Origin of the sequence: Microbacterium sp. UBA7513 (assembly GCF_002478345.1) — a bacterium.
Lineage (GTDB): Bacteria > Actinomycetota > Actinomycetes > Actinomycetales > Microbacteriaceae > Microbacterium.
Window position 1 is genome coordinate 148,956 of the sequence record NZ_DLNJ01000002.1, and the last position, 22,108, is coordinate 171,063.

The following is a 22,108-nucleotide window of genomic DNA, read 5'->3' on the forward strand; positions in this document are numbered from 1 at the left end:
AGGGGACCACCACGGGAGAGGTGATCCTCTCCCCCCGCGCCTCTCGCGCGGATTCCAGGGGGGTCGCGCGCGCGAGGGAGGCTATCCGCCGCGCGATTCCGCCGCCCTGGCGGGGCTACGCAGTGATGCGAGACGCCCCCGAAGCGGGGTGAGACGTGGGTGAGATGCGGGTGAAGGGCTGGTCAGACCTCTACCGGCCAAAACCCGCCTGTCGGCTTCGACGCGATCGCGAACGCCCGGCACTCGGCGAGCAGCGGACAGCCGGCGCAGATCCCGGCGAGGCGTTCGCGGTCCTCGGCGCTGATGCCGTCGGCTGTGTACTCCGGCATCCCCGCGCAGCGCGGGACGGTTGTGCGGAGCCGGTCGGTGAGGACCCAGTACTCGTCCGAGCCTTTCAGGCGCGGCATGTCCGCAAGCGGGTCGACCTTCGGCTCAGGAGCGGCCGTCTCCGGTTCTGTGCGCTCATCTCCCGGCCTCTCAGGCGCTCCGGGTACCCGGGTGCCCTGATGGGTCCCTGGCCGCTTCCCCCCCGCGAGAGCCGACTTGATGTGCTCAGGCATCTCGAGGACCACGCCCTCTTCGGCCATCCGCTTTCGCATCCGGTAGAAGTGCGCCGGCGAGTTGTGCATCTTCTCCCGCCACCACTTGAGCAGCACCTCAAGCTCTACGACCCGGTGTCGTTGGCCTCCCTCGTCGACGGCCCACTCGACCGGCATCCCCTGCTGTGCCCACATCCGCACCGTCCGGTGATTGGAATTCACCCGCTTTGCGGCCTCCGCGTACGTTAGCCACGTCTTCTCGCCATCCGTCCCCATGCCTGCATCGTCGCACCGCACCGAAACGATCCCGCGGTGACAACACCGTGACAACAGGAGTCGTGATTGAAGCCGATTCAAGCTGATCCTGATGAACAAGAACCCGCGTGATTCTGCGGCACCTAAACGGGGCACGCGTCATCTCAGGGGTGCGCGTAGGGTTCGACTCCCGCCGTCGCGTCCACTCGGTCCCTCTGCGCGGCCGCTCATCCCCGATGATGGAGGCATGCCTTCCGCCCCTCGCCCCGGACTCCGGGTCTCCGCGGGTCTGACGATCCCGGAGGCCGAGCTGTCCTGGCGGTTCTCCCGATCGTCGGGGCCCGGCGGTCAGGGCGTGAACACCACCGACTCCCGGGTCGAGCTGGTGTGGGATGCGGCTAACTCCGCGGCCCTGTCCCCGACGCAGCGCGGCCGGATCCTGGAGCGGCTCCGCGGACGACTGGTCGACGGCGTGCTGACGGTCGCCGCCTCCGAGCACCGTGCGCAGCTGCGCAATCGGGAGGCGGCCAGGGAACGGCTCGCCGCGCTCGTCGCGGAGGCGATACGTCCGCCGGCGCCGGCCCGACGGGCGACGAAGCCGAGTCGGGGATCGAAGGAGCGGCGGCTGACGGCGAAGCACCGCCGCACCGACGTCAAGAGCCTGCGGCGGCGCCCCCGCGAGGACTGACGTCCGGACCCGTCTGTGCGCTCCGCGAGCCGGTGAGCTGCTCCTCGATCGGGGCCCAGCCGTGTTCGAGGAGCGCGGAGCCGGCGTCGAGCACCTCCTGCTGGTCGTCGCTCTCGGTGACGAGGATCTGCATCTGCAGGACGAATCGTGCGTACACCCGGACCTCGGGGGTGGGGCTGGGGATGCCGAGCTCGTCGGCGATGGCCGCGGCGAGCGCATCCTCATGGCGCAGCCACATCTTCGACGCGTAGTCGCGGAGCGCCGGCGTCTCGTTGAGGAAGCGCAGGAAGACGCGGGCCACGTCGTCGCCGTGCTCGTCGAGGTTGGCGCCGACCTCGGCCGCGTAGAAGTCGTGGATGGCCCGATTGATCGTCACGCCGGTCGGCCGGTCGCGCACCGCCGAGACGAGGCGATCGCGCTGCTCGTCGTCCTCGTCGAAGACGAGAGCCTCCTTCTGCGGGAAGTGGGCGAACACGGTGGTGGGGGAGACGTCGGCGGCGTCGGCGACCTCGCGGATGCTCACGTTGTCGAATCCGCGCTCCAGGAACATCCGGGTGGCCACGTCGGAGATGTTCTTGCGGGTCGCGGCCTTCTTGCGCTCGCGGCGACCCGGGGGCGGGGGCGTCGTCATGCGGCCACCTTATCGTGCACTCGACCAGAAAGTGTATTGACACCAAAACTGGTATCGCTACACTTTTGATATGACTTCACCTCATCTTCCCGTTCGCGGCGCCGGCCGCGCCTGGGTCATGCTCGTCGTCCTGACGATGCTCACGGTCATCGGCATGACCGTCGTCCTCCCCGTCCTGCCGTTCGTCGTGCTGCAGTACGTCGCGCACGAACACGACCTCGCTCTCTGGGTCGGCGTGCTGGAAGCGGTCAACGGGCTGTGCGCCTTCCTCGCCGCACCGCTCCTCGGCCGCCTCTCCGATCGGTTCGGACGACGACCCGTCATCATCGTCGCGGCGTTCGGCGCGGCCTTCTCGATGGCGCTGTTCGGCGTGGGCGGGGCGATCTGGGTGCTCGTGCTCGCCCGTGTCATCCAGGGGCTGACGGCCGGGGACCTTCCCGCCCTGTTCGCCTACCTGGCCGACATCACGCCGCCCGAGAAGCGCGCGCAGCGCTTCGGCCTCCTCGGCGCACTGACCGGCATCGGCACCATGATCGGTCCCGCCATCGGCGGTCTGCTCGCCGCGATCGATCTGCGTCTGCCCGTGTTCCTCACCGCGGCGGTCGGTCTCACGATCGCGGTCCTCAGCATCTTCCTGCTGCCGGAGAGCCTGCGCCCGGAGAACCGCATCGCCCGGATCGCTCTCCACGACGTCCAGCCGTTAGGCGTGTTCCGTACCGCGTTCGGTCGGCCCGAGCTCCGCGGACTGATGATCGCGTTCGCACTGCTCGCGCTGCCGTTCGGATTCTTCGTGAACAACTTCAGCGTGCTCGCCCTCGACGCCATCCAGTGGGGACCGGCGCAGATCGGCCTGCTCACGGCGGGGGTCGGCATCATCGACATCCTCATCCAGGGCGTGCTGCTCGGCATCCTGCTACCGCGGATGGGCGAGCGCGGCGTGATCGTCAGCGCCATCACCGCGCAGGCGATCGGTCTCGCCGGTCTCGCGGTCGTGGCCTCGCTGCTCGCCCAGCCGTGGCTCTTCATCGTCGGCGCGCTCCTGCTCGCCGCCGGTCAGGGCGCCGCTCAGGCGGCGATGGACGGCGCGATGTCCAACGCCGTCGGCGACGACGAGCAGGGCTGGCTCGGAGGCGCCACGCAGTCCCTCAACGCCGCGATGGGCACGATCGCGCCGTTGATCGCGGCCGCTCTGTACACCGCGGTCAGCCATGCCGCGCCGTACTGGCTGGGCGTCGGGATCATGGTCGTCGCCGCGCTGGTCGTCGCGCGGGCCCACATCGCGAACACCGCGAAACGCCCCGTGCCGGAGGTGCAGGACGCCGTCGGAGTGGCCGAGGCGCGGGTCTGAGCCGAGGGGCCCGAACGGCGGCGAGGGTCCGCGGAGGTCAGCGCTCGCCGCGGACGAGCTCCACTCCGCCCCCGCGAACTGCCGCAGCGTGGCATCGGGGAGGAAGGCCCGGGTGAGGGCGCCGCCGATGCGGGTGAGGTCGCTCTCGTCGCGGAAGAGGAGGTACATGGTCTCGTAGCGGGGGTGGAACTTCTCCTTGAACCGGTGCAGCGAGCGGAAGCCGTAGACGGGCTCGAGTGCGTCGGCCAGGCGCTCGCTCAACGCGGCGATCACCCCCGCGTCCGGCGGGTAGTCGTGCGCGAGGGGAGCACCGGAGAGCGACATGATCTCGGCGCCTTCCTCCGAGAACTGCTGGGCGGAGGCGCCGATCAGATACTCCATCACCGGTCCGAAGCCGCCCTCGCGGCGCCGCATGAGGTCGAGGGTCCAGCCGCGCACCACCCCGCCCTCCCCGTACACGGGCAACCAGGACAGGAAGCCGTCGACGTCGCCGTTCGGAGCGATCGCGAGGGCGAGTCGCACCTCCGGGTCCTCCGCCTCCTCCAGAGTCCCCAGCGTGAACCGCATCTCCGGGAGATCCTTGTCGCCGACCCACGCCTCCGAGATCCCGCGGAGCTGCTGCCGCAGGCCCCAGGTCTCCGCGGCCAGATGGGTGAGTCGGAAGGTCATCTGCTCCCGCCCCGCCCGGTTGAGGGAGGTGCGCACCGGCTGCCAGCGCTTGCCGGTGAAGGTGAGACCGGGGAGGTCGACGATCGTGTCATCGGCCACCACGAGGCTGCGCCACGTCTCCGGGACCGCCGCTCTCGTCGCCTCGTCCGCACTGAAGAAGCACGGCACGAGGCCGGCGTCCTCGGCCGCGCGGATGAAGTCGCGCACCGCCGTCGCGCGGGACTCCGCCGGGCCGATCGGGTCGGCGAGCGCCAGCGCGACGCCGTTGCGGCGCTGGTACGCGACGATCCCGCCGTCCACGCGGGCATAGCCGTTCCCCTCCCACGTCGTCATCCAGGAGAGGGTGCCGCCGCCGTGCGCCCGCAGTTCGCGGCGGAGCTCGTCCGTCGTCGGGGCGGGCTGCCGGCCGAGTCCGGTCGAGCGGCGAGCGCGGAAGGCCCGGCGCACCGTGATGAGGTAGACGAGCACCAGTGCCCAGAGCACGCCCGTGGCGAGCGTCAGCTCGGTCTCCGCATCGATCACCGTCTCCAGCTGCGCCTCACTCGTGAGGATGATGAGGACGAGCACGAGCGTGGCGGCCAGCACGTTGAGCGGGCCGAGGACGATGGCCACCACCCAGGCCCACCGGCGACCGCGCCGCAGGCCGTTCGCGATGAACAGGATCACCGCGACGTCGATCGCCGTGTCGATGAACCCGCCGGATGCCGGTTCCGTCGGGCCGAACGGACCGTCGGTCGGTACGAGGACCGTGATGATCTCGATGGCCACGAGCGTGAGCACAGCCATCACGGCGATCAGCCGCTGCTCCCGGACGGTCGTGCGCCGTACGCGCAGGCTCCGGTCGACGAAGAGGATGAGCAGCACCGCGAACAGGTGCTCGAGGTCGGCCAGCTTTCCCCAGAACATCATCGCGACGAACACGAATCCGAGGAGGACCAGCCACGCGCGCACCCGCCAGGGCGGCCGGAACAGGCCGACGGCGGCGGCGATGCAGGCCATGGTCCCGCCGGACGCCCCGACGTCGAGGGCCTGTGCCTGGGTCTGCGCCCACGCCCACGGCAGCTGCGACACCAGCAGCAGGAACAGGGCGGTGGCGAAGACGGCGAAGAGCTGTCCGACCGCGAAGTAGGCGACGGCGACCCGGGTGCCGCGACGGTGCTCCAGGAAGCCCATCCCCCAGAACCCGGCGATGGTGAAGATGTACACCCAGGGTTCGTTGACGAAGAACGTCCCCGTGACCGGCGTCCACCACTTGCCCTCGGCCAGGCTCGGCAGCCCGTAGGCGACGGCGGGGAAGAGGGCCGAGTCTTCGAACGGCCGCCACAGCCCCTGCCAGATCACGCCGGTGAGCAGCACGAGACCGATCATCGTCAGCGTCGCCGGCGTGGTCCGCAGGGCCCCGAACAGGAGGCGGGCCGACGAGGGGCGCTCCGAGGTCATGCGCTCAGCGTAGAGGTGGGGCCGCCGCACGGCGACCCCACCGACCGCATCATTCGGCGATGGCCTTCGCGATCGCCTCCTCCAGGTCGTTCCACTCGACGATCTCGACCTTCTCGCCGTCGACGAAGAAGGTCGGGGTGCTGCTCACGCCCAGCCGCTCGCCGTCGCGCTTGTCCTGCTGCACGCGGGCGAGGGTCGCCGGATCGGCGACCGCGGCGTCGTACGCGGCCAGGTCGAGCCCGAGCTCCTCGGCGAACGCGCGGAACACCTCCGGCGTCTCCGTCGACTGCTCGCCCCACTGCGCCTGCGTCTCGAACAGCCGGTGGAACATGTCCTCGTAGCGGCCCTGCTGCGCGGCGGCCTCGGCGGCGAGAGCGGCCTGCGTCGAGTTCACATGCCCGGGCAGGGGGAAGTACCGGGTCACGTAGCGGATGTCGCCCTCGTAGGTGGCGCGCAGCTCCTCCACGATCGGATAGAAGGCGCCGCAGGCCTCGCACTCGAAGTCGAGGAACTCGACGACGGTGACGGCGTCGGGGCCGCCCTCGTCGAGCACGTGGGAGTCGGTGCGGACGGTGGGCAGTTTCTCGCCGGCCTCGGGATCGGGCTGCGCGGGCTGCTGGCTGAGGGCGTAGACGATGCCGGCAACCAGCAGCACGGCGGCGACGGCGACGGCGATCAGGGTCGCCTTGACGGGGGTCTTCATGGGGTCTCCAAACACGGGGGATACGACAAGGGGTGCCGCGGAGGCGGCCGGAGCCGGCGTCGGATCAGGTGCGGGAGATGGAGAGTTGGATGAGCGAGACCGCGGGCAGGAACGGACGGGGACCGGCACGGAACCGTGCGGTCGTCCGCGGAAGGAGACCGCGGAACCGCAGGCCGCTGCGGGTGCGCAGCTGCCGGAAGAGGAGGACGAGGGCGACGCAGCAGAGGGCAGCCGCGGCGCACGCCGCCGCCGCGGCCGGATCCGCCGGTGCGGTCTCCGCGATCGGTCCCTCCGCCGAGGTGTCGACCGGCTGCGAGACGCCCGGGGCGAGGCACAGGGTCGCGTGCGCATCCGCCGACCCGTGGGAGGCCGACCAGGCGCCGACGACGAGGAGGAGCGCGAGGCCGACGGCGATCATGATCCGGCTGCGCAGGATCCGCTCGGCGCGCGCTCGCGGCGTCGGGACGGGGGCGAGGGGCGGCATGTCCTGCGCAGTCTAACAACGGGGCCCTTGCCGTCCCCCGAGGCCCGTCCGGCCTCGACATGCCTAGACTGGAGGGGTGGCGAGACTACTGATCGTCGGCGGCTTCCTCGCCGCCGTGTTCTGGGTGTACAGCATCGTCGACTGCGCCGTGCAGCCGGCGACGCGGCACCGGGGCGTGCCCAAGGCCGCCTGGGTCGCCATCGTCGTCCTCATCCCCGTCATCGGCGGCATCCTCTGGTTCGTCATCGGCCGCCGACGGGCGAACGACCAGGGCGTGCCGCGCACCGTCGCTCCCGACGACGACCCCGCGTTCCTCCGCAGCATCAGCAAGGCGGAGCAGGACGCCCGCATCCGTCGCCTCGAGGAGGAGCTCGCGCGGCTCGACGAGGAGACCGACGAGCCGCCCGCCGCGGACCCGCGCCCGTGACGTCGTCTCCGGCGATGGAGGCCGCGGCCTCCCTGTTCGCCGATCTGGTGGCCCACGGCGTCCGTGACGTCGTGCTGTCCCCGGGGTCACGCTCGCAGGCGCTCGCGCTCGCCGCGGCGACCTTCGCCGACGACGGCGCGCTCCGCGTGCACGTGCGGATCGACGAGCGGGTCGCCGGGTTCACCGCCCTGGGCATCGCCAGGGAGACGAGGGTCCCCGTCGCGGTCGTGTGCACCAGTGGCACGGCCGTCGCGAACCTCCTCCCGGCGACGATGGAGGCGTTCCACTCCGGGGTGCCGCTGCTGCTGCTCACCGCGGATCGGCCTCCCGAGCTGCGGGGGGTCGGTGCGAACCAGGCGACCCTCCAGGAGGGTCTGTTCCACCCCTGGGTCCGGGCGCAGATCGACGCGCCCGTTCCCGGAGACGGCGAGTGGGACGGCCTCGCCGCGCGCGTGGTCGCCCTCGCGCTCGGGGCGGCGGAATCCGAGTCCGGGCTTCCTGGCGTCGCCGGCCCCGTGCACCTGAACTTGCCGTCCCGCGAGCCGCTGTCGGGGGCGATGCCGGCGCGCACGCTGTCGCCGGGCGAGGCCCCGCGGCTTCCGGAGCCGGAGGCGTTCGCGCTGGAGCGCGGCCCGCGCACCGTGGTCCTCGCGGGCGCCGATGCGGGCGCCGCGGCGGAGGAGATCGCCCATGCCGGCGGGTGGCCGCTCATCGCGGAGATCGTCAGCGGCGCGCGGTTCGGACGCCAGGTGGTCCACGGGTATCGTCGGCTGCTGTCCCGCGACGACCTCGGCGGACGTATCGAGCGGGTGGTCGTGCTCGGGCACCCCACGCTCAGCCGCGAGGCCGCGCGCCTGCTGTCCCGCGCGGACGTGGAGGTGATCGCGGTCCGCAAGGGCGGCGAGGAGCTGAACCTCAACCACCGCACCCGCGCCGTCTCGGCCGTCACGGTCACGCCGGGGGAGACCGACCGGGGGTGGCTCGGCGCCTGGATGCGGGCCGCCGCCGACGAGGCCGTGGATCTCAGCGAGAACGCCCCCGACACCGAAGGGCTCTCCTCTACCGACTTCGCTGCCCGCCGCGACGCCGTGCGCGCGGAACTCGACGCCGTGCGGCGCCCGCTCGACCGCGAGCGCCTCGTGGATGCGGTGTGGCGGGCCACCTGGCCGCACGACCGTCTCGTCTTCGGATCGTCGCGCCTGGTGCGCGTCGCCGACGAGGTGCTCGGCGGCAAGAAGGTCCCGGTGCACGCCAACCGCGGACTGGCCGGGATCGACGGCACGATCGCCACCGCCACGGGCATCGCCGTCGCGAGCCAGGCCGCCGGCGCCCCCGGCGTGACCCGCGTGCTGCTCGGCGACCTCGCGTTCCTCCACGACGTGGGGGCGATGCTGTTCCCGGACGACGAGACGGAGCCGCGCCTCCAGGTCATCGTCGGCAACGACGGAGGCGGGACGATCTTCGACGGCCTCGAGGTGGCGGGCACCGCGCCTGCCGCACACCTCGATCGCGTGTTCTACACCCCGCACGGGGTGCGTCTGGAGCACCTCGCGCTCGCCTACGGCTGGGAGTATCAGCGGGTCACCACGCGCACCGCTCTCGATCAGGCGCTGACGACGCCGCGCGGCGGCCGCCAGATCATCGAGGTGCCGCTGCCGCGGTGACTGGCATCATGTGCGTATGAACGCGCACACCTGGACGCAGAACCTGCGGGTGCGACCCGGCTTCCGCCTCGCCGACGTCGATCCCGACAGCAAGCCCGGCTACGACCACGGCAAGTCCCGCGGCACGGCCGACCTGGAGGCCGGTCTCGAACAGCTGAACACCCTGCAGGAGCGGCTGTTCGCCCAGAGCCGGGTGGGCGCCGCCCAGGATGCGGTGCTGCTCGTCCTGCAGGCGATGGACTCGGCGGGCAAGGGCGGCATCGTCCGCCATGTCGTCGGGGGCGTCGATCCCCAGGGCGTCGCACTCGCCGCATTCAAGGCGCCGACGGAGGAGGAGCGCCGGCACGACTTCCTGTGGCGCGTCGAGAAGCGGGTTCCGGAGCCCGGGTTCATCGGAGTCTTCGACCGCTCGCACTACGAGGACGTGCTCATCGGACGGGTGCGGCACCTCGCCGATCCCGCGGAGATCGAGCGGCGCTATGACGCGATCAACGCGTTCGAGGAGCGCGTCGCGGCCTCCGGCGTCCGCATCGTCAAGGTCATGCTGCACATCTCCCCGGAGGAGCAGAAGGCGCGGCTGATGGAACGCCTGGAACGCCCCGACAAGCACTGGAAGTACAACCCCGGCGACGTCGACGAGCGGATGCTGTGGCCCGAGTACATGGAGGCGTATCAGACCGTCTTCGACCGTACGTCCACGGAGGCCGCCCCCTGGTACGTCGTGCCCGCGAATGCGAAGTGGTATGCCCGGCTGGCCGTGCAGGAGCTGCTGCTCGCCGCCCTCGAGGACATCGATCCGCAGTGGCCGGTGGCCGACTTCGACGTCGAGGCCGAGAAGAAGCGCCTCGCCGCGAGCTGACCGCGCGGGGACTCAGGCCAGCGCGTCGACGAGCGGGCGGAACTTCACCCGCGTCTCGAGGAGTTCACTCTCGGGATCTGATCCGGCGACGATTCCGGCCCCGGCGTAGGCGGTGACCGCGATCGCGTCGTCCGTCGTCGTGAACTGCGCGCACCGCAGCGCGATGGCCCACTCGCCGTTGCCGTCCGCGTCGACCCAGCCGACCGGTCCGGCGTAGCGCCCGCGGTCGAACGGTTCGAGTTCCCGGATGGCGGTGATGGCCGTCGGTGTCGGGGTGCCGGCGACGGCGGCGGTCGGGTGGAGTGCGCGCACCAGATCGAGGGCCGACCGACCGTTCTCCAGCTCGCCCTCCACATCGGTCGCGAGGTGGAAGAGGTTCGGCAGCTTGAGGAGGAAGGGCTGCTCGCTCGCCGCCAGGGCCCTGGTGTACGGGCGGAGGGAGGCGAGCACGCTCTGCACGGCGTACTGGTGCTCGTCGAGGTCCTTGGTGCTGGAGGCGAGGTGCGCGGAGGCCGTGGTGTCGGCGTCGGCGTCGGCCCCGCGTCCGATCGTCCCGGCGAGCACGCGCGCGGTCACCGTGCGGTCCTGCACCGTGACGAGGGTCTCCGGGCTCGCGCCGATCAGCCCGTCCACGGCGAAGACCCAGGTGTCCGGGTACCCGGTGGCCAGCGCACGGACGAGGCGTCGCAGGTCGGAGCTGGCGGGGATGGTGCCCTGGAGGTCGCGGGCGAGGACGACCTTGCTGAGCTCGCCGTCCGCGATGCGGCCCAGCGCTCCGCGCACCGCGTCCTGGTAGCCCTGCGGGCTCTGCGCTCCGGGGCCGATGGTGCCCGCCCAGTGCGGTCCGTACTCCGCCGGCTCGACGTCACCCGGCGCGCGCTCGTCGTCGGACCGGCGGATACGGGTCTCCCAGAAGCGGTCGCCGTGGCGGCCGCGGATCCGCGAGGGGATCGTGAGCACGCTGTCGGCGTGCGAGTCCTCGTCGAAGGTGAAGGCCCCGAACGCGACGAGTCCGGTTCCCGGGAGTCGCAGCGGGTCGGAGACCTCGGCCGCCGCCGCGAGGCTCTCCCAGAGCGCCGCGAGGGTCTCGGCGCGGGTGCGCCCCTCCTCGGCCGACGGGCGGAGCTCGGCGAACGGCTCGCCCACCGCCACGATCCCGTCGCCGCGGCGGAACCACGCGAGGGGGCGGGCGGGGTCCGCATAGGAGAGGAGGTCTTCGACCGGGTCGATCTCTCGGGTCTCCACGATCAGGGGGGTGTGGTGCACAACTCCAGCATATTCCGCGGCCGTAGGGTGGGCGGATGAGCGATGCGCGACCCGCAGCCGGTGCCGAGATGATCTTCCAGTGGCGCAAGTGGGACGGGTCGCCGCACTGGCGCCACGAGTGCGTGTACCTTGGCGCCGATCGCTGGGGCGACTGGGTGGGGCAGCCCGCCGGATGGCACAGCGCCCGCCCGGGAGCCGAGTTCCACGCCGCCACGCCGAACGTCACCCTCGTCCCGCCGAGCGCCGACTTCGCGCTCACCGTCAATCGCCGGCATCCCCGCGGGATGCGCATCTACATCGACCTCGGGTGGGACGTGCGGTGGTCGGAGGACCCGCTGCTCGCGACCGGGATCGACATGGACCTCGACGTCGTCCGCGTGGAGGGCGAGCGCGGCACCTGGGTGGACGACCGTGACGAATGGGTGGAGCACAGCGCCCGCTACGGCTACCCGGCCGCCGTCATGCGCCATCTGGAGGAGCTGGCGCTCGACCTCGAGACGCGGGTCAGGGAACGCACGGCGCCGTTCGACGACGCCACGGCCGATCCCTGGCTGGACCGGCTCGAAGCGCTGGAGCTCGCGCCTAGACTGGACGCGTGACCGCGAACGACAAGAACCGCGCCGATCTCGGCAAGGACCCCGCCCGCGTCAGCGGCATGTTCGACCAGGTCGCCGCCGGATACGACCGCACGAACACCGCGATGACCTTCGGCAACGACGCGTTGTGGCGGGCCGCGACCACCCGCGCCGTCGCCCCGAAGCCGGGGGAGCGCATCCTCGATCTCGGCGCGGGAACGGCATCCTCCTCCGCCTCCCTCGCCCGCAGCGGGGCGCAGGTCGTCGCGGCGGACTTCTCGCCCGGCATGCTCGCCGAGGGCCGGCGCCGCCACGGCGCGATGCGCAACCTCTCCTTCGTGCAGGCGGACGCCACCGCCCTGCCGTTCGCGGACGACGAGTTCGACGCGGTGACGATGTCGTACGCGCTGCGCAACGTGAACGACCCGAAGAAGGCGCTGCGCGAGCTCTACCGGGTGACCAAGCCGGGCGGCCGCCTCGTCATCAACGAGTTCTCCACCCCGCCGGGGAAGCTCTTCCGCGGGGCCTACCGGTTCTACAACGCGCAGGTGCTCCCGCGCGTGGCCCGCGTCGCCGGCACCAACGGCGACGCCTACGACTATCTGAACGAGTCGATCCGCGACTGGCCGGACCAGAAGCGGCTGTCCGAATGGATCAGGGAGGCCGGCTGGCAGGACGTCGCCTACCGCAACCTCACCTTCGGCATCGTGGCCCTGCACCGGGCGCGCAAGCCCGCGTGAGCACGGCGCGAACGGCGGCACCCGACGCAGGTAGGCTGGGAGCGTGACTTCGAGCCCCAGCGCCCCGGGTTCGCGACTCGCGAGCCGTCTCGGCTTCAGCGATCGCGTCTTCGTCGGTCCCGCCGCGCGTCGCATCGCCCGCACGATCGAGGACGGACTGGAGCTGGTCGAGACCGGGCTCGCGGACGACGTGCGCGTCGCCGATCCCCTCGCCGACGCCGCCAGCCGCTATCTGTACGAGGCCGGCGGCAAGCGCATCCGCCCCGTCCTCACGCTGCTCGCGGCCCAGCTCGGCGACGGCAACACCCGAGAGGTGATCGACGTCGCGAAGGCGCTGGAGATCACGCACCTCGGCTCGCTCTACCACGACGACGTCATGGACGGAGCCGACCGCCGCCGCGGTGTCCCCGCAGCGCAGACGGTGTGGGGCAACAACATCGCCATCCTCACCGGCGACATCCTCTTCTCGCGCGCCAGCCAGCTGATGTCGCGGCTCGGCGAGCGCGCCATCCGGCTCCAGGCCGACACGTTCGAGCGCCTCGTCCTCGGGCAGATGCACGAGACCCTCGGTCCGCAGCCGGATGACGACCCGATCGCGTTCTACATCCAGGTGCTCGCGGACAAGACCGGTTCGCTGATCGCGGCGGCCACCCAGGGCGGCGTGATCTTCTCGAACGCCCCCGCGGAGTACGAGGAGCCGCTGCGCGTCTACGGCGAGAAGATCGGCGTCGCCTTCCAGCTCCTCGACGACGTGATCGACCTGTCGGCCAAGCCCGAGGAGACCGGCAAGGTCCCCGGCACCGACCTGCGCGCGGGCGTCCCGACCATGCCCTACCTCCTGCTCAAGGCGGAGGGGGATGCGGCGGCGGCCGATCTCGCTGCCCGCATCGACGACGGCGTGGCCCTCATCGCCGACGGTGCCGACCCCGCGATCCTCGACGGACCGCTGGACGAACTCCGTGACCACGCCGTCACCCAGAAGACCCTCGAGCTCGCGCACGCGTGGACGCAGGAGGCGATCGACGCCCTCACGGCCCTGCCGCGCGGCACCGTGCGCGAAGCGCTCACCCGATTCGCCGAGACCCTCGCCGAGCGCTCCAGCTGACACCGCACGGGCCCTGGGCCCGGGTGACTGCCGCGACGGCACACGAAAGGACCTCCATGACCAAGCTGAGACTGGCCATCGTCGGCGCCGGCCCCGCGGGCATCTACGCCGCGGACATCCTGCTGAAGGCCGAGCGCAAGTTCGACGTCTCCATCGACCTGTTCGAGCAGCTCCCCGCCCCGTACGGACTCGTCCGGTACGGCGTCGCCCCTGATCACCCGCGCATCAAGGGCATCATCACCGCGCTGCGCGATGTGCTCGACCGCGGCGACATCCGCCTCTTCGGCAACGTCCGCTTCGGTGAGGACATCACGCTCGACGACCTCAAGAAGCACTACAACGCGGTCATCTTCGCCACCGGAGCGATCCGCGACACGTCGCTGGACATCCCCGGCATCGACGCGGTGGGCTCCTACGGCGCCGCCGACTACGTGAGCTGGTTCGATGGCCACCCCGACGTGCCGCGTGAGTGGCCGCTGGACGCCGCATCGGTGGCGGTCCTCGGCAACGGCAACGTCGCCCTCGACGTCTCCCGCATGCTCGCGAAGCATGCGGAGGACCTTCTCGTCACCGAGGTCCCGGAGAACGTGTACGAGGGACTCAAGGCGAGCGCCGTCACGGACGTGCACGTGTTCGGCCGCCGGGGCCCGGCCCAGGTGAAGTTCACGCCGCTGGAGCTCCGCGAGCTGGGGGAGCTGCGCGACGTCGACATGGTCGTCTACGACGAGGACTTCGACTACGACGAGGCCTCGAAGGACGCGGTCGCGAGCAACAAGCAGGTCATGGTCATCGACCGCATCCTGCAGTCGTGGCGCAAGCGCGACTCCGTCAACAACGCCGGCGGCACGGCCTCGCGTCGTCTGCACCTGCACTTCTGGGCGCGGCCGGTCGAGGTCCGCACCGACGAGAACGGCCGTGTCGCGGCTCTCGTGTACGAGCGCACCCAGCCGGACGGCCAGGGTGGTGCGGTCGGCACCGGGGAGCTGCGCGAGGTACCCGTGCAGGCGCTGTATCGCGCGATCGGCTACTTCGGCTCGCCGCTGCCCGGCGTCCCCTTCGACAAGAAGCACGGCGTCATCCCCAACCACGAGGGCCAGGTGCTCGCGAAGGACTCGAACGACCGCGTCCCCGGCGTGTACGCGACCGGCTGGATCAAGCGCGGCCCGGTCGGCCTCATCGGCCACACGAAGTCCGACGCCATGGAGACCGTCCGTCACCTCATCAACGACCAGGGCTCGTGGTGGCACCCGGAAGACCCGTCCGAGGAGGCCATCCCGGCGCTGCTCGCCGAGCGCGGCGTCGCCTGGACCGATCTGGACGGCTGGCACCGCCTCGACGAGCACGAGATCGGCCTCGGCGCCCCGCAGGAGCGGGCGCGTGTGAAGGTCGTCCCGCGCGACGAGATGGTGCGCGTCTCCCGCGGCGAGTGAGTCGTCCCGGTGCCGGGAGCGCTTCCCGGCTCCGGGTCCGCGCAGCCCTAGGCTGAGGCCATGCGACCTCGTGCACTTCTGGCCCTCGGCGCCGTGGCCGTGCTCCTCCTGTCCGGCTGTGCGCCCGAGCCCGAGGTGAAGCCCACCGGCACTCCGACGGCCGCCGCCACGGTCGCGCCTACTCCCGCGTCGGCGGAAGCGCCCACTCCGGCCTTCGACGTGGACTGCGCCGATGTCGCCGAAGCGATGTCGGGCTCCGCCGGCGAGGTCGAGGGTGAGGTGGCGGAGGTGCTGGGGGTGTGGTCGTCGCCGAGCTGGTATCCCGGTCCCGCGCAGCACATGTTCCAGCGGGCGGGCGGCATCGCCTGCTCGGCGGGGACGGCGGAGCACAACTGGGAGGTCACGATCCTCCCCGGTGCCGAGGAGACGATCACCGGCGCGGAGTCCCGCGGTGGATACTACGGTGAGGAGTCCCGCTGCGAGAGCGGCGGATACTGCTTCTTCCAGCTGGTCGACGGCGACGTCCTGGTCTCGGCGACCGTCGTAGACCCGGAGAAGGGGCCGGACGACACGGCGACGCTCGAGGAGGCCCTGCGCGGACTCGGCGCCGCAGCCGTGGCGTCGCTGCGGCAGGTGGATGTGCCGGAGAGCGCGGTCGAGGGCGTGGACTGCACGCGATTCCTCACCGCGACGGAGCTCGCAGAGCAGGTCGACGCCGAGGTGCACGTGATCGACGCGTTCGGCGGGTGGTCCATCCCGGCCGAGGTCTACCAGGAGCGCAACGGTGCGCGGATCTGCTACTACGCCTCCGGGGACGACGAGTACGCCGCGCAGGGGTACATGATGCTCACCGCGCTGCCCGGTGGCGCGTGGGCGTTCGACGAGCTCAAGGACGGAGAGGAGATCGCGATCGAGGGCGCGGATGCCGCCCGCACCGGCGTCGACGAACTCCGCCGTCCGGTGCTCGATCTTCGCGTGGGTGCGGACTGGCTGCGTCTCACGACCTTCGACGGGTCGGGGATCGCCGACCTCGCGCCGATCGCGGCCACCATCGCGGACGACTTCGCCGTCGCCCGTCCCGGCGGTGAGTGACGTCGTGGGCTAGCCTGGGCGCGAGGGGAGGACGCATGGCCGAGTGGGTCCCGGATGTTCTCGGCGATGAGTTCGCCCAGCTCACCCTCGACCTCGGCAGCGACGAGCAGGGCCCGGTGGTGGCCACTCTCGTGCGGGCGCTGCCGACTCCGGTTCCGTGGTGGGAGCGCGCTCGGCGCCGACGCCCGTTGCTCGAGGGCGTGGACGTGCTCTACATCCACGGGTGGTCGGACTACTTCTTCCAGAAGCGGTTGGCCCGATTCTGGACCGCTCGTGGCGCCCGCTTCTTCGCCCTCGACCTGCGCAAGTACGGGCGCAGCCTACGCGAGGGTCAGACCCCCGGTTACATCACCGACCTGTCCACCTACGACGAGGACATCGCCGCGGCACTGGACGCGATGGGGCGCGGCGAGGATGGCGAGGAGAGCGGGCGACGCCTGATCCTGCTCGGACACTCGACCGGCGGGCTGACGCTGAGCCTGTGGGCGTCGCGGCATCCCGGTGCGGCCGACGCCCTCATCCTGAACAGTCCGTGGCTCGAGTTCCAGTTCGCTCCCGTGCGGGCCGCGATCGCCCCGATGGTGGAGTTCCAGGCGCGGATCCGGCCGCTCGACGTCGCGCCGCAGGTCGATCTCGGCTACTACACGCGGGCGCAGCAGGAGGTGGCCGACCCGGACGATCCGATGGAGGTCAACACCACGTGGCGCCCGGTGCAGACGATGGCCGTCTACGCCGGGTGGCTCAATGCGATCCTCACCGGGCACAAGGCCGTCGCCGCCGGTCTGGACATCGCGGCGCCGGTCTGCGTCCTGCTGTCGAAGCGGTTCGTGGCGCCGACCCGGTGGTCGGAGGAGCTGACCTCCGCCGACTCCGTCCTCGTCGTCGACGACATCGCCCGCGCGGCCCTGCGGCTGGGTGCCACGGTCACCGTCGAACGGATCGACGGCGCCCTGCACGACGTGTTCCTGTCCCGGCACGACGCCCGGGAGGACGCGTACCGCCGCCTGCACCGCTGGGTCGTCGGCTGGCGCGCCGCTCAGACGTAGTACATCGCGCGTGCGAGACGCTCCGCCTCATCGCCGTCGCCGGTGCGCACCGCCTCGGCGAAATCCGCATAGACCTGTCGTATCCGCTCGCGGTCGCCGGCACGCACCACCCACCCGCGCAGGTTCCGGGTCACGGCGACGGCGACATCATCGATGAGCATCCGGTGCTGGCGGTTCCCGCTGTGGTCGGCGAGGTAGGCGAAGACGGCCCACCGCGCCCGCGCCGTGGACGCGCCGTCGGTGAGCGAGCCCTGCATCCGCGCGATGAGCTCCAGCGCCCGCTCGCGTTGGACGGCGCTCAGTCTCGGCACCGCCATCCGCGCCGTGATGCCGCCCTGGTAGCCGGCGAACTCCAGCGATTCGGCCATCACCTGAGGCGTGACCGTCGTCACCTCCGTGTACCGGCTCGGGTACATCGTCACCAGTCCCAGTCGCTCCAAACGCTGGAGCGCTTCGCGCACGGGCGTCCGCGAGACGTGGAGCTCGTCCGCCACGTCGACGTCCCGGATCCGGTCGCCTTCGGCGAACTCTCCCTCCGTGATCAGCCGCCCGATGTGGTGGAACACCTCATCCGCCAGCAGCTGCTTGTTCTCTCCGATGCTCTTCGACTCGATCTGCCCCATGGCCCAGCCCCCGGTCGTTCTTGGTCTGCCACCGGCGTCCACTCTCGGGTGGGAGGGGCGCGGCGGTCGCAGGATTGCCGTCCTGCCTCCTCGGGGGGCCGATCCGCGTGGGGGCGCGCAGCGGGCGGGGAGGCCTGTCATGAACCCGGGACCGGTCGGCGTGCGACGTCGGCAGATCCCAGGCCGACGCGAGCTTCGAGGGCCCGCGCCGCTCCCTCCCCTGAGTCGGCGTGGCATCCTCGAAGCGCATCCACCGCGGCGATCGGGTGTCGGGCGGGGATGGCGTCGGAGTCGTGACCAATCACGACCGCTTCCAGTCTCGACGAAGAACACCGATATCTCGGTATGCGTTGACCGGGGAAAAGATGCGTGAAACTTCCTGTCTAACTATTTGGATCTAAAGTACTTTTAGATCACTATTTAGTGATCTAAACTAATCGCATGGCCATGACACCCATCCCCGTGAAGCGCGCAGTGCGCACGATAGGGCAGAACCTCGCGATCCAGCGCAAGTTGCTGGGTCTTACCGCCAAGATGGTCGCTGAGCGGGCCGGAACTACTCCTCAGACGATCAGCCGGCTTGAGAACGGCGAAGGCACGACTCTCGAGGTAACGCTCCGAGTCATGCGCGTTCTCGGGCTCATGGATGCGGTCGTCGCGGCCAGTGATCCGTTCAATACCGAGCGGGGGCGCCTCATGGCGGATGAGAAGCTCCCCGAACGCGTACGGGTGCGCTCCGATGGTTGACGTCTACGATGTCACGACCGTTGTCAACGGGAGCGAGGTCCTTGCGGGCAAGATCTATCGCACTCGGGCCTCAGGCTCATTCGAGTATGACTCTGGATACCTGCGCATGCGGACGGCGTTCGAGTTGGCCCCCGCTCTGGGCCTGTTTCCTGGCGCCCAACCGCTCCTTCCCAACAATCCCTTCGGAGACTCGGCCCCCGACACCTGGGGTCGGAAGGTGCAGAATCGCGCAGCCGGCCGCCGGCTTGACGAGTTGACTCTGATGTTCGGTGTCAACGACGAGGGTCGCCAAGGAGCAACGCGGTTCTGGGCCGACGGCGTCGCGGTCGCGCCGGGGGATGGTGTGCCGGTGGAGGCCGATCTCGCCGACATCATCCACGTCGCCGATCAGGTCGAGCGGGGAGAACAGGACATCGACGACGTTGCGGTTCGGCGGCTCTTCCGAGCCACCGGTTCCCTCGGGGGTGCTCGTCCCAAAGCCAACGTGAGGATCGGTGCTGACCTCTGGCTCGCGAAGTTCCCTAAGCCCGTCGGTGATGAGTGGAACGTGATGGCGTGGGAGGGGGCGATGCTCGATGCGATGGGGGCGGTCGGCATAGACGTCCCTCCGCATGAGACGAAGCGGATCGCGGTGGATGGAATCGAACGGACGGTCCTGTTCCTCAAGCGCTTCGATCGCAGAGAAGGCGACACCCGAATCCCATACATCTCCGCGATGACCGCGCTGGAAGCCACCGACGGCGAGGGCGGTGACTGGCTCGACGTCGTCGACTTCGCCCAGGTCTCCGGCTCCGATGCGACCGAGCTCTGGAGACGAGCAGCCTTCGGTGCGCTCATCGGGAACCTTGACGACCATCTTCGGAACCATGGCTTCCTGCGCTGTGGGGCAGATTGGAGGCCCTCTCCGGCATTCGATGTGAACCCCGAGCCGCTCTCCGACGGGAACGAGCATCAGCTCTCCCTCTTCGGCAACCGCGACCTCGTCCTCGATTCCTTTCTCCGAAAGGATGCCCTTGATCTCTTCCGCGTGAAGCAGTCAGAAGTCACCGAGTTCCTCGACCGGCTGCGGCCTGTGGTGCGCCGGATGCCGCGTGTCGCGGAAGCCCACGGTGCGGACGCCGTCTCGATCGAGATGATGGCCACACGGATCGCCTCCGCCGCTGCCGCCCTGGGCTGACGACCCGCGACGCAAGAAGCGCCCGTCGGGAAACGGGCGCTTCTGTCGGTGTGATTCCGGCTCGCGCGGGCGCCCGGTGGACTGAATCAGGAGTGCTCGGGCCGCGGAATAGAGTCAGCGGTAGTTGATGAACTGCAGATCGATGTCGAGGTCGCTGCCCTTGAGGAGCGCGATCACGGCCTGGAGGTCGTCGCGGCTCTTGGACTGCACGCGCAGCTCGTCGCCCTGGATCTGGCTCTTCACACCCTTGGGACCCTCATCGCGGATGATCTTGCCGATCTTCTTCGCGTTCTCGGAGGAGATGCCGTCCTTCAGGCTCGACAGGATGCGGAACTCCTTGCCGCTGGCGAAGGGCTCGCCCGAGTCGAGGCTCTTCAGCGAGATGCCGCGCTTGATGAGCTTGGACTGGAACACGTCGAGGACGGCGTTGGCGCGCTCCTCGGTGTTCGCGGTGATGAGGATCTGCTCGCCGCTCCAGGCGATCGAAGCGCCGGTCCCCTTGAAGTCGTAGCGCTGCTCCACCTCTTTGCGCGCCTGGTTCAGGGCGTTCTCGGCCTCCTGGCGATCCACTTTCGAGACGATGTCAAAGGAACTGTCAGCCATGACTCAACTGTATCCGCGGGGGTGCGGAAAGTCCCGTGGCCGGGCTCCCCGGGGCGCGCGCCGTCCCGGCACCTAGACTTCGTCGATGCCGATGTCCCCCTACGTCGAGGCGATCCGTGCGCGGATCGGACACGACTTCCTCCTGCTGCCCGGTGTCACCGCCGTCATCCGCGACGGCGAACGGTTCCTGCTGGCCCGGCACGCGCACTCCGGGGCGTGGAGCCTGCTCGGGGGCGGGGTGGAGCCCGGTGAAGAGCCCGCGGACGCGGTCGTCCGGGAAGTCCTCGAAGAGACGGGAGCGCGTCTGCGGATCACAGGACTGATCGGTGCGTACGGTGGCGACCCGATGACGGTGACCTATCCGAACGGCGACCAGGTCGGCTACGTCACGGTCGCCTACGAGTGCGAGCTGCTCAGCGACCCGGCACCGGACATGGACGAGATCGTCGAACTGGGCTGGTTCCCGCGAGAGGCCATCGCCGCCTTGCCGCGGCGTGCCTGGATCGATCGCGTCATCCGCGATGCACCGCATCGTGCTGGCGGCAACACCGCGCGCTGATGCCCTCACCATCGGCTGATATGGAAGCGTTTTCATATCAGGTGCGTCTCGCCGCGCCGATCACGGGTTGATATCAACGCGCTCGCGGATTGTGATCGCCTTTCGAAACGATGCATACTGTAAGCGCTTGCAGTCTTGCAGGCGCTCAGCACTGAGAGAGGCACACACCAATGAAGGTGAACAAGAGGGGCATGGTCGCCGCGGGCGCCATCGCCATCGTTTCGGCTCTGACGCTCGCCGGCTGCTCGACCGGCTCCGGCGGCGACGACTCTTCCTCCGGTGGGGACAGCGGCGGCACGCTGACCGTCTGGGTCGACGCCGAGCGGGTCGACGCGCTGCAGGGCGCGGCGGACGCGTACCAGGAGAAGACCGGTGTCACGGTCAAGCTGGTGGGGAAGTCCGTCGACGATATGAAGGACGACTTCATCCAGCAGGTCCCGACCGGCAAGGGCCCCGACGTGGTCATGGGCGCCCACGACTGGCTCGGCGAGCTCTCGACCAACGGCGTCGTCGCGCCGATCGAGCTCGGCGACAGCTCCGAGGACTACCTCCCCGTCGCGCTCCAGGCGGCGACCTATGAGGGCACCGTCTACATGCTCCCGTACGCGGTCGAGAACATCGCCGTCCTGCGCAACGCCGACCTCGTCCCCGAGCCCGCGACGAGCTTCGACGACATGGTCTCGAAGGGCACCTTCGTGGTGGAGCAGGGCGCCGAGGGCAACCCGTACCACCTGTACCCGTTCCAGACCGCCTTCGGCGCTCCGGTCTTCGGCACCGACGACAGCGGCAGCTACGACCCGACCGACCTGCAGCTCGGCAGCGAGGGCGGCTTCGCCTTCGCCGACTGGCTGGGTGCGCAGGGCGCGGCCGGCACGCTGAACACCGACATCGACGGTGAGATCGCCAAGCAGCAGTTCCTCGACGGCACCGCCGCCTTCTGGCTGACCGGCCCGTGGAACGTGGGCGCGGCCACCGAGGCGGGCATCAACGTCGAGATCGATCCGATTCCGAGCCCGACGGGGGAGACGGCCTCGCCGTTCGCCGGCGTCAAGGGCTTCTTCGTGAGCGCCGAGTCGAAGAACAAGGTCGCGGCCAACGACTTCCTCGTCAACTACCTCGGCACGGAGGACGTGCAGCTGGAGCTGTTCAAGGCCGGCAACGTGCTCCCGGCCCTCACGGCTGCCGCAGACACCGCGGCGTCCGACCCGATCATCGCCGGCTTCCAGGCCGTCGGCGCCGACGCGGTCCCCATGCCGGCGATCCCCGCCATGGGCGCTGTCTGGCAGTTCTGGGGCGTGGCCGAGGCCGCCATCATCAACGGCGAGGACCCGCAGGCGACGTGGCAGAAGCTCGTCGATGACGTGACCGCCGCGATCGAGTAACGGCCGACAAGATGACGACCCTGCCGGGGCGGGCCGACCAGCACGCCCCGGCAGGA

At 70.4% G+C, this 22,108-nt stretch carries 22 protein-coding genes and 1 pseudogene; 15 read left to right on the forward strand and 8 right to left on the reverse strand.

Going from position 1 to position 22,108, the window contains the following annotated elements:
• Positions 1-182 precede the first annotated feature (182 nt).
• Positions 183-815 (reverse strand): hypothetical protein, encoded by a 633-nt coding sequence (locus tag B2W79_RS00860; protein WP_292786039.1) that lies wholly within the window; start codon positions 813-815, stop codon positions 183-185.
• A 226-nt stretch (positions 816-1,041) separates the two neighbouring features.
• Between B2W79_RS00860 and arfB the strand changes: the two genes are divergently transcribed.
• The gene (gene arfB, locus B2W79_RS00865; protein WP_071328977.1) at positions 1,042-1,482 is read left to right on the forward strand and encodes an alternative ribosome rescue aminoacyl-tRNA hydrolase ArfB; all 441 of its coding nucleotides are present in this window, start codon (positions 1,042-1,044) and stop codon (positions 1,480-1,482) included.
• Here arfB and B2W79_RS00870 read toward each other — a convergent pair.
• Positions 1,448-2,113, reverse strand: coding sequence for a TetR/AcrR family transcriptional regulator (locus B2W79_RS00870; protein WP_292786040.1), 666 nt, complete (start codon positions 2,111-2,113; stop codon positions 1,448-1,450). The two genes, arfB and B2W79_RS00870, sit on opposite strands and share 35 nt — an antisense overlap.
• A gap of 70 nt (positions 2,114-2,183) precedes the next feature.
• Between B2W79_RS00870 and B2W79_RS00875 the strand changes: the two genes are divergently transcribed.
• Positions 2,184-3,461, forward strand: coding sequence for an MFS transporter (locus B2W79_RS00875; RefSeq protein ID WP_292786042.1), 1,278 nt, complete (start codon positions 2,184-2,186; stop codon positions 3,459-3,461).
• Positions 3,462-3,677: 216 nt separating this feature from the next.
• Here the strand turns inward: B2W79_RS00875 and B2W79_RS17595 are convergent.
• The 3 genes and pseudogenes from B2W79_RS17595 to B2W79_RS00890 all read right to left on the reverse strand — a co-directional run.
• Positions 3,678-5,570, reverse strand: a pseudogene (locus tag B2W79_RS17595) (bifunctional lysylphosphatidylglycerol flippase/synthetase MprF); the annotation flags it as partial.
• A 49-nt stretch (positions 5,571-5,619) separates the two neighbouring features.
• Positions 5,620-6,273, reverse strand: coding sequence for a DsbA family protein (locus B2W79_RS00885; protein WP_292786044.1), 654 nt, complete (start codon positions 6,271-6,273; stop codon positions 5,620-5,622).
• 64 nt (positions 6,274-6,337) lie between these two features.
• The gene (locus tag B2W79_RS00890) at positions 6,338-6,757 is read right to left on the reverse strand and encodes a hypothetical protein (RefSeq protein WP_071328972.1); all 420 of its coding nucleotides are present in this window, start codon (positions 6,755-6,757) and stop codon (positions 6,338-6,340) included.
• Between the two features lie 76 nt (positions 6,758-6,833).
• Between B2W79_RS00890 and B2W79_RS00895 the strand changes: the two genes are divergently transcribed.
• Genes B2W79_RS00895 through B2W79_RS00905 form a run of 3 tightly spaced genes read left to right on the forward strand, consistent with a single transcriptional unit; the run spans position 6,834 to position 9,707 of the window.
• A complete protein-coding gene (locus B2W79_RS00895) occupies positions 6,834-7,184 on the forward strand; it encodes a PLD nuclease N-terminal domain-containing protein (RefSeq protein ID WP_025102432.1) in 351 nt (116 codons plus the stop codon).
• Between the two features lie 14 nt (positions 7,185-7,198).
• Entirely contained in the window at positions 7,199-8,848 is a 1,650-nt protein-coding gene (gene menD, locus B2W79_RS00900) for a 2-succinyl-5-enolpyruvyl-6-hydroxy-3-cyclohexene-1-carboxylic-acid synthase (protein WP_292786172.1), read from the forward strand.
• 16 nt (positions 8,849-8,864) lie between these two features.
• The gene (locus B2W79_RS00905; RefSeq protein ID WP_071328970.1) at positions 8,865-9,707 is read left to right on the forward strand and encodes a polyphosphate kinase 2 family protein; all 843 of its coding nucleotides are present in this window, start codon (positions 8,865-8,867) and stop codon (positions 9,705-9,707) included.
• A 12-nt stretch (positions 9,708-9,719) separates the two neighbouring features.
• Here B2W79_RS00905 and B2W79_RS00910 read toward each other — a convergent pair whose 3' ends face one another.
• Positions 9,720-10,973 (reverse strand): isochorismate synthase, encoded by a 1,254-nt coding sequence (locus B2W79_RS00910; protein ID WP_071328969.1) that lies wholly within the window; start codon positions 10,971-10,973, stop codon positions 9,720-9,722.
• A gap of 35 nt (positions 10,974-11,008) precedes the next feature.
• On the opposite strand from B2W79_RS00910, the gene B2W79_RS00915 reads away from it, so the two are divergent.
• From B2W79_RS00915 to B2W79_RS00940, 6 genes are read left to right on the forward strand one after another with little or no spacing between them, the layout of a single operon-like run.
• Complete coding sequence (locus B2W79_RS00915; protein ID WP_292786048.1) at positions 11,009-11,572, forward strand: DUF402 domain-containing protein; 564 nt, start codon at positions 11,009-11,011, stop codon at positions 11,570-11,572.
• Between the two features lie 56 nt (positions 11,573-11,628).
• Positions 11,629-12,288, forward strand: coding sequence for a class I SAM-dependent methyltransferase (locus tag B2W79_RS00920; RefSeq protein ID WP_396654707.1), 660 nt, complete (start codon positions 11,629-11,631; stop codon positions 12,286-12,288).
• 43 nt (positions 12,289-12,331) lie between these two features.
• A complete protein-coding gene (locus B2W79_RS00925; protein ID WP_062632900.1) occupies positions 12,332-13,393 on the forward strand; it encodes a polyprenyl synthetase family protein in 1,062 nt (353 codons plus the stop codon).
• Between the two features lie 56 nt (positions 13,394-13,449).
• Positions 13,450-14,823: an FAD-dependent oxidoreductase gene (locus B2W79_RS00930; RefSeq protein ID WP_071328966.1), complete on the forward strand. Its 1,374-nt coding sequence runs from the start codon at positions 13,450-13,452 to the stop codon at positions 14,821-14,823.
• A 60-nt stretch (positions 14,824-14,883) separates the two neighbouring features.
• Positions 14,884-15,915, forward strand: coding sequence for a hypothetical protein (locus B2W79_RS00935; RefSeq protein ID WP_292786055.1), 1,032 nt, complete (start codon positions 14,884-14,886; stop codon positions 15,913-15,915).
• Positions 15,916-15,950: 35 nt separating this feature from the next.
• On the forward strand, positions 15,951-16,961 hold the full coding sequence (locus tag B2W79_RS00940; RefSeq protein WP_071328964.1) for an alpha/beta hydrolase: 1,011 nt from the start codon (positions 15,951-15,953) through the stop codon (positions 16,959-16,961).
• On the opposite strand, the gene B2W79_RS00945 is transcribed toward B2W79_RS00940, so the two are convergent.
• Positions 16,952-17,584: a GntR family transcriptional regulator gene (locus B2W79_RS00945; RefSeq protein WP_071328963.1), complete on the reverse strand. Its 633-nt coding sequence runs from the start codon at positions 17,582-17,584 to the stop codon at positions 16,952-16,954. The two genes, B2W79_RS00940 and B2W79_RS00945, sit on opposite strands and share 10 nt — an antisense overlap.
• 441 nt (positions 17,585-18,025) lie before the next feature.
• Between B2W79_RS00945 and B2W79_RS00950 the strand changes: the two genes are divergently transcribed.
• Positions 18,026-18,331, forward strand: coding sequence for a helix-turn-helix domain-containing protein (locus tag B2W79_RS00950; RefSeq protein WP_071328962.1), 306 nt, complete (start codon positions 18,026-18,028; stop codon positions 18,329-18,331).
• Positions 18,324-19,508, forward strand: a complete 1,185-nt coding sequence (locus B2W79_RS00955) for a type II toxin-antitoxin system HipA family toxin (RefSeq protein ID WP_292786056.1) — start codon at positions 18,324-18,326, stop codon at positions 19,506-19,508. Before B2W79_RS00950 ends, B2W79_RS00955 begins: the two co-directional genes overlap by 8 nt.
• Before the next feature lie 114 nt (positions 19,509-19,622).
• On the opposite strand, the gene B2W79_RS00960 is transcribed toward B2W79_RS00955, so the two are convergent.
• Positions 19,623-20,111 carry a YajQ family cyclic di-GMP-binding protein gene (locus B2W79_RS00960; RefSeq protein WP_025102421.1) on the reverse strand — a complete coding sequence of 163 codons (489 nt, stop codon included), beginning with the start codon at positions 20,109-20,111 and terminating at the stop codon, positions 19,623-19,625.
• Between the two features lie 85 nt (positions 20,112-20,196).
• On the opposite strand from B2W79_RS00960, the gene B2W79_RS00965 reads away from it, so the two are divergent.
• Together B2W79_RS00965 and B2W79_RS00970 are read left to right on the forward strand one after the other, a co-directional pair.
• Positions 20,197-20,670, forward strand: coding sequence for an NUDIX domain-containing protein (locus tag B2W79_RS00965; RefSeq protein WP_292786059.1), 474 nt, complete (start codon positions 20,197-20,199; stop codon positions 20,668-20,670).
• Between the two features lie 170 nt (positions 20,671-20,840).
• Positions 20,841-22,052, forward strand: a complete 1,212-nt coding sequence (locus B2W79_RS00970) for a sugar ABC transporter substrate-binding protein (RefSeq protein ID WP_062632885.1) — start codon at positions 20,841-20,843, stop codon at positions 22,050-22,052.
• Positions 22,053-22,108: the final 56 nt, after the last annotated feature.

Bases quoted from the DNA above. Each gene is read 5' to 3' on its own strand.
- B2W79_RS00860 (WP_292786039.1), bottom strand. From the start codon at position 815: ATGGGGACGGATGGCGAGAAGACGTGGCTAACGTACGCGGAGGCCGCA.
- arfB (WP_071328977.1), top strand. From the start codon at position 1,042: ATGCCTTCCGCCCCTCGCCCCGGACTCCGGGTCTCCGCGGGTCTGACG.
- B2W79_RS00870 (WP_292786040.1), bottom strand. From the start codon at position 2,113: ATGACGACGCCCCCGCCCCCGGGTCGCCGCGAGCGCAAGAAGGCCGCG.
- B2W79_RS00875 (WP_292786042.1), top strand. From the start codon at position 2,184: ATGACTTCACCTCATCTTCCCGTTCGCGGCGCCGGCCGCGCCTGGGTC.
- B2W79_RS00885 (WP_292786044.1), bottom strand. From the start codon at position 6,273: ATGAAGACCCCCGTCAAGGCGACCCTGATCGCCGTCGCCGTCGCCGCC.
- B2W79_RS00890 (WP_071328972.1), bottom strand. From the start codon at position 6,757: ATGCCGCCCCTCGCCCCCGTCCCGACGCCGCGAGCGCGCGCCGAGCGG.
- menD (WP_292786172.1), top strand. From the start codon at position 7,199: ATGGAGGCCGCGGCCTCCCTGTTCGCCGATCTGGTGGCCCACGGCGTC.
- B2W79_RS00905 (WP_071328970.1), top strand. From the start codon at position 8,865: ATGAACGCGCACACCTGGACGCAGAACCTGCGGGTGCGACCCGGCTTC.
- B2W79_RS00915 (WP_292786048.1), top strand. From the start codon at position 11,009: ATGAGCGATGCGCGACCCGCAGCCGGTGCCGAGATGATCTTCCAGTGG.
- B2W79_RS00920 (WP_396654707.1), top strand. From the start codon at position 11,629: ATGTTCGACCAGGTCGCCGCCGGATACGACCGCACGAACACCGCGATG.
- B2W79_RS00930 (WP_071328966.1), top strand. From the start codon at position 13,450: ATGACCAAGCTGAGACTGGCCATCGTCGGCGCCGGCCCCGCGGGCATC.
- B2W79_RS00935 (WP_292786055.1), top strand. From the start codon at position 14,884: ATGCGACCTCGTGCACTTCTGGCCCTCGGCGCCGTGGCCGTGCTCCTC.
- B2W79_RS00940 (WP_071328964.1), top strand. From the start codon at position 15,951: ATGGCCGAGTGGGTCCCGGATGTTCTCGGCGATGAGTTCGCCCAGCTC.
- B2W79_RS00945 (WP_071328963.1), bottom strand. From the start codon at position 17,584: ATGGGGCAGATCGAGTCGAAGAGCATCGGAGAGAACAAGCAGCTGCTG.
- B2W79_RS00950 (WP_071328962.1), top strand. From the start codon at position 18,026: ATGGCCATGACACCCATCCCCGTGAAGCGCGCAGTGCGCACGATAGGG.
- B2W79_RS00955 (WP_292786056.1), top strand. From the start codon at position 18,324: ATGGTTGACGTCTACGATGTCACGACCGTTGTCAACGGGAGCGAGGTC.
- B2W79_RS00960 (WP_025102421.1), bottom strand. From the start codon at position 20,111: ATGGCTGACAGTTCCTTTGACATCGTCTCGAAAGTGGATCGCCAGGAG.
- B2W79_RS00965 (WP_292786059.1), top strand. From the start codon at position 20,197: ATGCCGATGTCCCCCTACGTCGAGGCGATCCGTGCGCGGATCGGACAC.
- B2W79_RS00970 (WP_062632885.1), top strand. From the start codon at position 20,841: ATGAAGGTGAACAAGAGGGGCATGGTCGCCGCGGGCGCCATCGCCATC.